Below are 11,596 nucleotides of genomic sequence, written 5' to 3' on the forward strand. Positions count from 1 at the left end.
ATGGACAAAAATGAAAAAATAGTTATTACATATGGAACTTTTGATATGTTTCATGTAGGCCACTTAAACATTCTAAAAAGATCTAAAGAATTGGGCGATTATCTTATTGTAGGGGTAACTTCCGAAAACTATGACAAAAATAGGGGAAAATTAAATGTAAATCAAAGCTTAACAGAACGAATAATGAATGTTAAACGGACGGGACTTGCAGATAAAATAATTGTTGAAGAATATGATGGGCAGAAAATAGACGATATTCAAAAATATAATGCAGATATTTTTGCAATTGGTTCAGATTGGAAAGGAAAATTTGATTATTTAAACGAATATTGTACGGTTAACTACCTTGAAAGAACCAAAGGGATATCAAGTACAGAATTACGCGGCGTCTTGAAAATAGGTATCGTAGGATGTGGTAGAATCGCTGAAAGATTCATACCTGAAGCAAGATTCGTAAGTGGAGTAGACACTGAAAATGTGTATCACCCAAATATCTCAAAAGCGAAATTATTTTGTAAGAAACATGACTTATCATTTTGTACAGACGATTTTAAAGAATTTTTAGATAATATTGATGCAGTATATATTGCCGCCCCCCACCACACACATTATGAATATGCAAAAAAAGCATTGGAAAGCGGAAAACACGTTCTTTGTGAAAAGCCACTAACATTAAAAAAAGAACATACTTTAGAGTTATTTAGAATTGCAAAACAGAGCAACTTAGTTTTAATGGATGCCATAAAAACTGCATACTGCCCAGGATTTAGAAAAGTTATTAATTTGGCAAAAAGTGGGACCATTGGAAAAATTAAACATGTTGAAGCGACATTCACAAAGTTGGTAGGTGAAAATCTTAGAGAATTGAATCCCCAATTATTGGGAGGCAGCGTTACTGAACTATCTTCCTATGTATTACTTCCAATTTTAAAATTATGTGGACTAAATATGAATGATATTTCTTTTTATAGTTACAAAAACTCTGAAAAAGATGTGGATTTATTTACACAGATTAATATGGTATATAATAATTGTATAGGGGTTGGAAAAGTAGGATTGGGTGTTAAATCTGAAGGAGACTTGGTTATCTCAGGAACTAAAGGTTACATATACGTTCCATCCCCCTGGTGGAAAACAGAATATTTTGAAATTCGAATGGAAAATTTTAATGAAAATAAGCGGTACTGTGAATCTTTTGATGGAGATGGGCTACGTTATGAAATTTCGGAATTTGTTAATTTAATTAAAAATAAAAAAAGCTCAACTCATATATTAACTCCGGAAGAATCATTGAAAATAATAGAACTCATTGAAAAATTCCTAAACAATGAAGGGGTAATTTCAATAAATTAAATTTTCAATAATACATATATTTTAAATCCCCGCAGTATCGATCAAACATTATATTAATTACAATATCGAGGATGATTCATGCCAAATAATCCATTATTTTCAATTATAACCTGCACATACAATAGTGAAAAATATGTCAGTGAGTGTATTGATAGCATACTTTCCCAAACATTTACTGATTACGAACATATCTTCATAGATGGATCTTCGAGTGACGATACATTAAAAATTATAAATGAATACAAAAAGAATAACGAAAAAGTACATGTTTATTCGCTACCAAAAAAAGGAATATCTAACGCAATGAATGAAGGAATTAAAAAATCAAAAGGAAAATATATAATCCACCTTCATGCAGATGACCTATTTTATAATCCTGAAGTATTGGAAAAGGTTTCCAAACTATTAAATGATTACGATTGGGTTTATGGAAAATCACAACATATCGACTACGATTTAAAACCCATTGGAATGTATCTCTCAAAATTTAAATTTTTTCAAAGAAGTTCATCCAATAAATTAGGTAAAGAATTAATTAAATGGGTAAATTTTATACCTCACCAGTCAGTATTCATAAAAAAAGATGTTTTCGAAAAGCATGGCTACTTTGATGAATCATTAAAATCCGGCATGGACCCTGATTTATGGATGAGAATAAGAAATGATACTAAATGGGTATTTATTGATGTAATCGTTTCGAAAAGAAGGCATACTGAGGAATCGCAGTCATACGGTAAACAATTTAAAAAAGAAAATGAAGAATGTTTTAAAGTTGTTAAAAAAAGACACTTAAACCGTATTGAGTTCATGATTTCATATTTTATATATAAAATATTAAATAGATGATTAATATTAAATATCAATACGTATTATTAATAATACTTTCATACACTTTTTTAGTACATGTAGCAGTATTACTCCATGAAAAATATTTTAATCGTTCTTCTCCATTTTTAACCATTTTGGTTCTCAGTTCTTTATTGTAATATACTCTTTCCACTGCATCCAATATAGATTTTGGATCGTATGGGTCAAAGTATACTGCAGAATTACCTGCTACTTCAGGAAATGAACTTGTATTACTGCAGACCAGAGGACATTTACAAGCAAACGACTCTAAAATTGGAATTCCAAAGCCTTCATAAAGTGAGGGGAACACAAACAATGCTGCATTAGTGTAACATTCCATTAACATTTCATCGTTTAGATTATACTGAAATACCTTATTTTTAATATTACATTCACCCAATAATTTCAATTCCTGTGAACTAAATCCACCTCCGCCGATACATAATAAATACAAATCTGTCTCTTTAACAAGCAACGGTGAAATTGCTTTCAAAAATACATCAAAATTTTTATATTTCCACCTACTTCCAACATATAATATATATTTTTGAGGTAAATTATTCATTTTTTTAACAGCTGTTTCCGGAACCATAGAACTACCATGGTAAACTACATCGATTTTGGAACCATCTACGCCATATAACTCCATTAAATCTTTTTTAGTATTTTCAGATATTGCAATTATTTTTGTCGCATTTTGCACTAAAATTCGTTTATTTTTTGTTGTTTTATCAATTTTCAAAAATATTTCTTTAAATTTTTCGTGTATCATATCATGAACTGTCAAAACGTAGGGTTTATTTTTTAAATGTTTTAAAAAATAGGTATCATAATAAGTAGGATGGAATATATCAAAATCTTGTTTTTGTATATCTTTTATTGAACAAACTTTATTTAAAGGGGTCATTAACTGTGATTTTCCTCGAAACTCGTATTTCGGAAGAAACTTATTATGGGGCATATTCAAAGAATTTGAAATGTAATGATTATTTGAAAACATTATTGATGTTTTTGTAGTTATGCCAGCCATGTTTTCAAATTCAGTTATCAATTCATAAAAATATCTTGAAATACCGCCATATTTTTGATTTGTAAATGTTTGATGATCATAAAGTATTTTCATTTTTTTCTACTCATTAATAAATAATCAGACCAAGTTTTACTTTTTAATCCAATTTTTAAAACGTTATGTATTCCAAGTACCCTAAGTTTCAAAATTGGTAACAAGAACTTTGGAATTTTCTTTTCAGTCAAAAGATGTAAGCTTCCGATATTTGAATAATTTAATCCATATTTTTTTGCAATATACTTAAAAGTTTTTTTGGAATAGAATGAGACATGTTGGCCATGATCAAGCCCATAATACCACCATTCATCAGGTTTTGGTAATTTTTTAGGCAAAAGTGTCGTACTAAATATAATGTTTCTAGAAATAGAAAGAATTTTTTCTAAGTCCTCAAGAGGGTTTTCAAAATGTTCAAAACTTTCAAAAGTTGTTACTGCATCCACATTACCACATTTCCATTCAAAACCATTTGAAAAAAGATTTTTTGCATACTTGTCTTGCCAGTAAAAATCATAACCAATATCTCTCATTAACCGAACAAAAACGCCATAACCTCCAGCATAATCAACATATTTTCCAGAAGTGTTGAAAAATAAGAATAACAGTATTATGAGTTCATAAGATAAGTGAATATTTCGTCTCATGTAACCAGTATCTGAGGAATTTATTGGTTGAGAGTAAGCTTCATCAATCCAATATGGATTTTCAGTCTGTAAAAATCCACATTCATCGCAGTGATAATATTTAATATCATATTTATTCAATATTTTTGCAGTAAACACTTCATTGCTTTCACAGTTACATATTTTACATTTCACTTTCCCACCAAATACCTTAATTTATATACAATACCATCCAATAGGCCATTTTGAAGAATATACTTAAAGGTATACTCATCTGCATTACAATTTGGCGTTATGAACTCAGGATGTATTAAAGGTAATGAAATTTCATGTCTATTTATATTAGCATTTTTAGAATCTTCATTTTTAGTATGTGTAGCATCTAAACCAAAACCAATATTTGTCACAAGATTTTTGTTTGGCATAACTCCCAAGCCATTATTTGATAATGCACAATAAAACCATTGATAATCCCAAGTATCTACATTTCCGAGATATGCTTCTTTAAATAATTTTATCCAATGACGTTGTGTTTTAGTATGATTAAAAACATTTTTTATTTCAAAATTATTAGAAAATGTTTCAAAGTTTTTCATATCTACGTCGTAACAGTTCCACCGACTTCTCCAAGTTGCCCAACCCCAGATATGGATGTATCTTGAAAAGTAGTAATCCCCAGTGCCCCTTTGAATTCCATTTTGAAAATTGTCCCCAGATATCTGCCATATTCTTAAATCATCCTTATACCAGTTCAATAACTCCTCACAGAACCAGAAAAAACTCTGACTTGGTAGACAGTCGTCTTCTAAAATTATACCCATTTCCTCATTCTCAAAAAACCACGTGATTGCACCACTAACTGCATACTTGCAGCCGAGATTTTTGTCCCTAAAAAGGGTTTTTACCTCACAATCCCAGTCAATACTATCAAGTACATAACCCCGAACAGCATTTACTGTTTCATCTTCGCCCATTCTGTTTTCTCGAGGGCCGTCTGAAGCTAGGTAAAGCCTTGGAGGTTTTGCTTCACGTATTATCTCAAAAACTTGTTTGGTGGTATCAAGCCTATTAAATATTAAAAATAAAACAGGAGTATTTAATGGCTTTTCAGGAACAAATTTTTCATTATTCATTAAATAACACCTTTAAAATATTCAATAGTATTCTTCAAACCTTCTTCGAGATTTATTTTTGGTTCCCAGTTTAATTCATTCTTTGCAAGTGTTATATCGGGTTTTCTTTGCATCGGATCATCTTTTGGAAGTGGATTGTAAACAATTTTACTTTTAGAATCTGTCAATTCAATCACTTTTTCTGCAAGTTCCAGTATCGTAAATTCAGAAGGGTTTCCAAGATTAACTGGACCAGTTAACCCGTCTCTTGAATTCATCATTTTTACAATTCCCTCAATTAAATCAGTTACATAACAAAATGAACGGGTTTGCATACCCTCACCATAAACAGTAATATCTTCATTTTTAAGAGCTTGAACTATAAAATTACTTACAACACGACCATCATTTACACACATATTTGGACCATAGGTATTGAATATCCTGATCACTTTTATGTTAACCAGGTATTGTCTACAATAATCAAAAAAGAGAGTTTCTGCACAACGTTTTCCTTCATCATAACATGATCTAATACCTATTGGGTTAACATTTCCCCAATAACATTCATTTTGCGGGTGAACTTCCGGATCCCCGTAAACCTCACTTGTACTTGCTTGAAGTATTTTTGCACCAGTATTTTTTGCAAGATTCAACAAGTTTATGGCACCTAAAACAGAGGTTCTGATAGTATTGACGGGATCATACTGGTAATGAATTGGTGATGCAGGACATGCAAAATTATAAATTTCATCCACAGTTATATCTACAGGGTTTGTTACATCGTGTTTTATCACTTTAAAATTTGAATTCTTAATTAAATTTTCTATGTTTGATTTATTTCCTGTATAAAAATTATCCATGCAAATTACTTCATTGTCCATTTCGAGTAATTTTTTGCATAAATGACTTCCTAAAAATCCAGTTCCGCCAGTTACAAGTATTTTTTTCATATTATCCACTTTTTAATAAATTTTTAAATATATAACTTAAAACCATGTGTTATCAATATATTCTCCAAATATTTAAAAAGTTAAATGGTCATTAAAAACCCAATTTAAGATATTTATCTTCCTTAGGCGATACTGTTTGAATTTTTATGATTTAAAAAATTACTGGTTAATAAGATAATAAGCATAATTTAACCGAAAAGGTAAAGTCCGACACTGAACCTATTCTTATATAATCTTTTAACAACTATTGATTTTTCTTCAATTGACTTAAATTCTAAATTTACTAAAATACGGGGTTATAACTATACGGCGTTATCTACAAAAAATATGGTATTGACTGTTTTTGCATATACGGAATAGTTTATGTTATATAGATAACAGTATATTTCATTGTTAAAAATATTCTCAAAATCATTTTCTAAAATTTCAATAAGAATTACTTTTGGTCGATATTTTTCAAAATTATTTGACTTCAAAACACGATAATCTAAACCTTCTACATCAATGGATAATAAATCTATCTGCTGATTTTTCGGCAAATAATCATCAAGAATACTTTCTAAAGTCGTTGTTTCAATATTTTTTTCAGATATTATATAATATCCATTTTTACCATCCCTTTGTTCAGATAAATCTTTAGAAAACCCGTTTAAAGCAGGTTCATTGAATGAGTAATATGTTAAAAGTTCTTGCCTGTCTGAAATAGGCTTTTCGATATTTATATCCCTACATCGTATCTTATTAAATCTTTTCATGGATCCTGGCATTGCATCGATATTAATTCCCCTCCATCCCATTTCATATAAAATATACGTGTTAGAAAATCTTTTGGGATGATGGGCACCAACATCTACATAAAACCCCGTTTTTTGAGTTTCAAAAAATCTTCTCAAAATCATATCTTCACCCTCTTGCGAATATGATTTTAAAAAATATCCCCCAAACACTTCATTTTTAATATTGGCTAATTTACGAACTAATAGATCAGGAAATATTGATAAAATAGTCTTTTTTAGAATAATATCACCGTATAATTATTAATTATTTAAATAACTCTTGATATGACTAACCTAAATAGATTTTGTTTATATCCGTAATATTTTCTCAGAGAATAACCAAGACGTATTTTTAAAGTACGTCATAAATCCGTTATCATTTTTTAAATTTTTTATTTTGGTTATCACTGAAAAACCCTATTGAACATTGTATAAATAATAAAATTATTTGATAATTATTTAAAAATCCGCTTTCAAAACTTCTTTAACCCCGTCTTCAAAACTACGAGGATTAAATTTAGGCATTATCTGTTTTAATTTTGAAATATCTGTTCTTTTTTCAAAAACCCCATCAGGTTTTGATAAATCCCAATTTATTTCAACATCAAAATCAAGCACTTTTTTCATAATTTCAATGTATTCTTTTATCGAATAGTCAAATCCTGTTCCAATATTTATAATATCGGGACTGTTATAATTTTCCATCAAATAAATACATGCATCAGCACAGTCATCGACATACAGAGATTCTCTTCTTGGAATTCCAGTTCCCCAGAACGTGAGTTCTTTTGAATTGTTATTCTTTGCATCGACAAATTTTTTAATTAAAGAAGGAATAAAGTGTCCATCTTCAAGGTCATAAGTGTCGTTTGGACCGTACATGTTTGTTGGCATTACACACACTGAGTTTATACCATACTGTTTATTATATAATTCGCATCCAACAATCCCTAAAATTTTAGCGAGAGCATAACCTTTGTTAGATTCTTCTAAAGGACCATTTAAAAGCCTGTTTTCAGAAATTGGTTGTGGATTTTCTTTTGGGTATATACAGGTAGAACCAGTATAAAGTATTTTTGTATCTTTAGAATAATTTTTAATTGATTCTAAAACATTCAGGATCATAACCGAATTCTGGTACAAAAAGTCCGCATTTCTTTTCATGTTACCGTAAATTCCACCAACTAACCCTGCAACCATGAATAAATATTCCGGTTTTTCTGATTTTAAGTATTCTTCAATCTGATTTTTATCCAAAAGATTGACTGATTTACTTGATGGACATTCTATATTTGAATAACCTTGTTTTAAAAGCTGCCTAAAAATCGAACTTCCTACAAGACCCGACCCACCACAAATGGTTATTTTACTATTTTTATCCATATTTTTCACCTAATACAGTTCAAAATTCCCATTTTTCAATAATTCGTAGTCTGATTTTACCATTAATTCGACAAGTTCTTCAAATTTAATTTTAGGTTCCCACTTTAATTCTTTTTTAGCCTTAGCTGGATTTCCCAAAAGTAAATCTACTTCTGTGGGCCTAAAATATTTTTCATTGACTTTGATTATTGTTTTTCCAGTATTTCTATCAATTCCAACTTCATCAACACCAGTTCCTTCAAAATAGATGTCCATTCCAAGGAATTTTCCTGCAAGTTCAATAAATTCCTTAACAGAATGGGTTTCCCCAGTTGCAATAACGTAGTCTTTGGGAACTTCTTGCTGCAGCATTAAATACATTGCTTTTACATAATCTCTTGCATGGCCCCAGTCCCGTTTAGCATCTAAATTACCAAGTTCTAAAACTTCTTGTAATCCCAATTTTATCTTTGCTAATCCAACAGTTATTTTTCGAGTAACAAATGTAAGCCCCCTTCTTTCAGACTCGTGGTTGAATAAAATTCCATTGCATGCAAAAATATCGTATGCTTCACGGTAATTTTTAATTATCCAGTATCCATAAAGTTTTGCAACTCCATATGGGCTTCTTGGATAAAACGGAGTTGTTTCTGATTGGGGAGTTTCTAAAACTTTCCCATACAGCTCTGAAGTGGATGCCTGATATAGTTTAGTACTTTTTTCTAAACCCAAAATTCTGACTGCTTCAAGAATTCTCAAAGTTCCAAGAGCATCGATATTTGCAGTAACTTCGGGAATTTCAAAAGAAACTTTAACGTGGCTTTGTGCAGCCAAATTATAAATTTCATCAGGTTTTATTTTTCCGATTATACTTGTGAGACTTGTAATATCTGTTAAATCCCCATAATGCAAAAAAAGTTTTTTATCAAGGACTTCTGAATTATTGTAAAGGTGATTTATTCTCCAAGTATTTATTGTACTTGATCGCCTAACAAGCCCGTGAACTTCGTAGCCTTTTTCTAAAAGAAATTCTGTTAAATAAGAACCATCCTGACCCGTAATTCCAGTAATTAAAGCTCTTTTCATTCACTTCACCAAAATTTAAGACTTTTTAATTCATTTATATTTAATATTTTTAATACAAGAATTAATAACAAATACAGTATAAAATACACAATACCAGATAATAAAATCAACAGGTAATCATTAAAAATCATTTCTTTTATTACGAATAATGGTATTATCGAAATTAACGAAGAAATTACACATAATATAAATTTTTTAATCGGGAATTTATAATCTAAAAATTTATTTAAATAGCGCGCCTGTAAACCTTGGATTAAAACATAACTCATGGTCGTAGTAAATGCCGCCCCGATTGTTCCAAATTTTGGAATCAATAACAAATTAAAAATTAAATTAAATACTGCACCGATATACAGAATTTTTGTTGAAAGATGCGGTTTTCCAATCCCGTTGAATACATTAAATACAATATTATTCATTGATAAAAATATTATTCCAAAACTTAAAATCGACATTGGAAGTGCCGCAGTTAAATAATTTTCATTGAAAAACAAGTTTATCAAAACTGTCGGGAAATATGCTAAAATTACTGCAAGCGGAACTGAAATTATAAATGAATATGACAGTATATTTTTTAAACCTTCTGAAAGATTCTTTTTCTCCCCCTTTTCCCACATTTCTGTACTCATCGGAAGTAATACCCTACATACTGCTCCTGCAAAATAGCTTAAAACTGTGACAGTTGGCATTGCAACATTCCTATAATCTGCAACTGCATCAAGCCCGGTAAAGTAAGTTAAACATATAGAATCAAGGTACCCCATTATTAAAAATCCTGCACTTCCAAACATTATGGGCATACTATACGAAAAAATATCTTTTAAAAGTTTTTTTGAAACATTAAACTTTTCAGTGAAAAATTCTGGAAATACCTTCGTTAAAAAAATTAACCCGTAAATTACAATCATTAAAATCGATGTAATTGTATAGGCAAGCGCTGGAGAATATGCCTCAAAACCAAAATAAATAAAAATAACGGATAAAATTAAAATACTTGATATATTTAAAAAATTGCAGGTGCTAAATATTTTCTGGTTTTGAAAACCCTGAATAGAATTAAATACCACGCCCTTAATCCCATCAAAAATATAGTATCCAAAAACCATTATTAAAAATACTAAAAAAATTACTGTAACATCTCCAAACTGATTTTGGCTGTTTATGTAATTGTTTATGATTATCGGGGAAAATAAATACATCAAAAATGCTAACAAAACTGCCGCCAAGGTCTGGATAATTAAAACTGAAATTAATGTTGATTTTACCAGATCATTTCTTTTCTGGACTAAAAATTTTGGAATAAAATATACTACTGCATTATTTAATCCAAGACCCCTAAAAATTCCAATCATACCTATTAAATCAAAAATTGCATAAAATAAACCGACTTCAACTTTTGTTAAGGAATTCGCATAAAGTATTCGCACAAAATAACCAATAGGGGCTGCCAAAACTAAAAATAAAAAATTCCAACCTGCCCCTTTGATCATTCTTTCCTTGTAGCTCAATAATATCCCCTAAAACATAAAAATAATATTAAATCTCTTTAATCCCGTCTTTTAATTCAAATTCTGGAGTCCAGCCTAAATTTTTAGCATAATTATAATCAATATATATCTTATAAACTTCGCCTTCTCTTTCTTTTTCGTAAATTGGATTTTTATCAAAACCTGTTATTGAAGAAATAATTTTAAAAAGTTCATTTACTGATGTTTCTTTTCCAGAACCGATATTTACTATTTCATTTTTCCAACCTAATGCCATCAAGTTAGCTCTTGCAACATCTTTAACATTTACAAAATCCCTTGTCTGGTTGCCATCACCATAAATTACAGGTTGTTCTCCTTTTTTCATTTTATCTATAAAAATCGAAATTACACCTGCCTCACCAAGCGGGTCCTGTCTTTCCCCGTAAACATTAGAATACCTTAAAATACAGTACTCGATCCCATAAAGTCTATTATAAAACGTAATATATTCCTCTGCACAAAATTTACTTAATCCATAAGGGGAAAGTGGTTTTATGGCGTGTTTTTCATCAACTGGAAGGTATTCTGGTTCCCCGTAAACTGCACCACCCGATGAAGAAAATATAATCTTTTTTACGCCGTATTCTTTTATTTTTTCTAAAATATTGATTGTTCCAAGAATGTTTGTATTTGCATCGAAACAAGGGTTTTCTACGGATGTTCTAACATTAATCTGCGCTGCTTCATGAATTACACAATCAAAGCCTGTTAAATCTAAATTTTTATCTAAAATATCTCCTTTGATAAATTTTGCAGATTTATTCAGGTTTTTTTCATTTCCCGTACTTAAATTATCTAATATGGATACATCGTGCCCGTTTTCAATTAACATATCGACAATGTGGCTTCCGATAAATCCTGCACCACCTGTTACCAAAATTTTCAAA

11 protein-coding genes are annotated in these 11,596 nt (G+C 30.1%); 2 read left to right on the forward strand and 9 right to left on the reverse strand.

The window, feature by feature from the left end; all coding sequences use genetic code 11:
• On the forward strand, nt 1–1,353 hold the full coding sequence (locus ACS5L2_RS05090) for a Gfo/Idh/MocA family oxidoreductase (protein WP_459200949.1): 1,353 nt from the start codon (nt 1–3) through the stop codon (nt 1,351–1,353).
• Between the two features lie 78 nt (nt 1,354–1,431).
• The gene (locus ACS5L2_RS05095; RefSeq protein ID WP_459200950.1) at nt 1,432–2,199 is read left to right on the forward strand and encodes a glycosyltransferase family 2 protein; all 768 of its coding nucleotides are present in this window, start codon (nt 1,432–1,434) and stop codon (nt 2,197–2,199) included.
• 13 nt (nt 2,200–2,212) lie between these two features.
• Here ACS5L2_RS05095 and ACS5L2_RS05100 read toward each other — a convergent pair whose 3' ends face one another.
• The 9 genes from ACS5L2_RS05100 to ACS5L2_RS05140 form a co-directional block, all read right to left on the reverse strand.
• Nucleotides 2,213–3,325 carry a glycosyltransferase family 4 protein gene (locus tag ACS5L2_RS05100; protein ID WP_459200951.1) on the reverse strand — a complete coding sequence of 371 codons (1,113 nt, stop codon included), beginning with the start codon at nt 3,323–3,325 and terminating at the stop codon, nt 2,213–2,215.
• Nucleotides 3,322–4,086: a class I SAM-dependent methyltransferase gene (locus ACS5L2_RS05105; protein ID WP_459200952.1), complete on the reverse strand. Its 765-nt coding sequence runs from the start codon at nt 4,084–4,086 to the stop codon at nt 3,322–3,324. Before ACS5L2_RS05105 ends, ACS5L2_RS05100 begins: the two co-directional genes overlap by 4 nt.
• Nucleotides 4,083–5,024: a nucleotide-diphospho-sugar transferase gene (locus ACS5L2_RS05110; RefSeq protein ID WP_459200953.1), complete on the reverse strand. Its 942-nt coding sequence runs from the start codon at nt 5,022–5,024 to the stop codon at nt 4,083–4,085. The genes ACS5L2_RS05105 and ACS5L2_RS05110 overlap by 4 nt, the downstream gene beginning before the upstream one ends.
• Nucleotides 5,024–5,956, reverse strand: coding sequence for a UDP-glucuronic acid decarboxylase family protein (locus ACS5L2_RS05115; RefSeq protein ID WP_459200954.1), 933 nt, complete (start codon nt 5,954–5,956; stop codon nt 5,024–5,026). Before ACS5L2_RS05115 ends, ACS5L2_RS05110 begins: the two co-directional genes overlap by 1 nt.
• A gap of 302 nt (nt 5,957–6,258) precedes the next feature.
• A complete protein-coding gene (locus ACS5L2_RS05120) occupies nt 6,259–6,855 on the reverse strand; it encodes an FkbM family methyltransferase (RefSeq protein ID WP_459200955.1) in 597 nt (198 codons plus the stop codon).
• A 336-nt stretch (nt 6,856–7,191) separates the two neighbouring features.
• The gene (locus ACS5L2_RS05125) at nt 7,192–8,115 is read right to left on the reverse strand and encodes a GDP-L-fucose synthase family protein (protein ID WP_459200956.1); all 924 of its coding nucleotides are present in this window, start codon (nt 8,113–8,115) and stop codon (nt 7,192–7,194) included.
• Between the two features lie 9 nt (nt 8,116–8,124).
• Nucleotides 8,125–9,180, reverse strand: coding sequence for a GDP-mannose 4,6-dehydratase (gene gmd, locus ACS5L2_RS05130; protein WP_459200957.1), 1,056 nt, complete (start codon nt 9,178–9,180; stop codon nt 8,125–8,127).
• A 5-nt stretch (nt 9,181–9,185) separates the two neighbouring features.
• Complete coding sequence (locus ACS5L2_RS05135; protein WP_459200958.1) at nt 9,186–10,688, reverse strand: flippase; 1,503 nt, start codon at nt 10,686–10,688, stop codon at nt 9,186–9,188.
• 28 nt (nt 10,689–10,716) lie between these two features.
• Complete coding sequence (locus tag ACS5L2_RS05140) at nt 10,717–11,595, reverse strand: NAD-dependent epimerase/dehydratase family protein (protein WP_459200959.1); 879 nt, start codon at nt 11,593–11,595, stop codon at nt 10,717–10,719.
• Nucleotide 11,596 lies beyond the last annotated feature (1 nt).

Source organism: Methanococcus mangrovi (assembly GCF_054506835.1).

What these genes read in the sequence shown, in the direction of transcription:
- ACS5L2_RS05110 (WP_459200953.1), bottom strand. Translation starts at nt 5,024, where the DNA reads ATGAATAATGAAAAATTTGTTCCTGAAAAGCCATTAAATACTCCTGTT.
- ACS5L2_RS05095 (WP_459200950.1), top strand. Translation starts at nt 1,432, where the DNA reads ATGCCAAATAATCCATTATTTTCAATTATAACCTGCACATACAATAGT.
- ACS5L2_RS05090 (WP_459200949.1), top strand. Translation starts at nt 1, where the DNA reads ATGGACAAAAATGAAAAAATAGTTATTACATATGGAACTTTTGATATG.
- ACS5L2_RS05125 (WP_459200956.1), bottom strand. Translation starts at nt 8,115, where the DNA reads ATGGATAAAAATAGTAAAATAACCATTTGTGGTGGGTCGGGTCTTGTA.
- ACS5L2_RS05115 (WP_459200954.1), bottom strand. Translation starts at nt 5,956, where the DNA reads ATGAAAAAAATACTTGTAACTGGCGGAACTGGATTTTTAGGAAGTCAT.
- ACS5L2_RS05100 (WP_459200951.1), bottom strand. Translation starts at nt 3,325, where the DNA reads ATGAAAATACTTTATGATCATCAAACATTTACAAATCAAAAATATGGC.
- ACS5L2_RS05120 (WP_459200955.1), bottom strand. Translation starts at nt 6,855, where the DNA reads ATGATTTTGAGAAGATTTTTTGAAACTCAAAAAACGGGGTTTTATGTA.
- gmd (WP_459200957.1), bottom strand. Translation starts at nt 9,180, where the DNA reads ATGAAAAGAGCTTTAATTACTGGAATTACGGGTCAGGATGGTTCTTAT.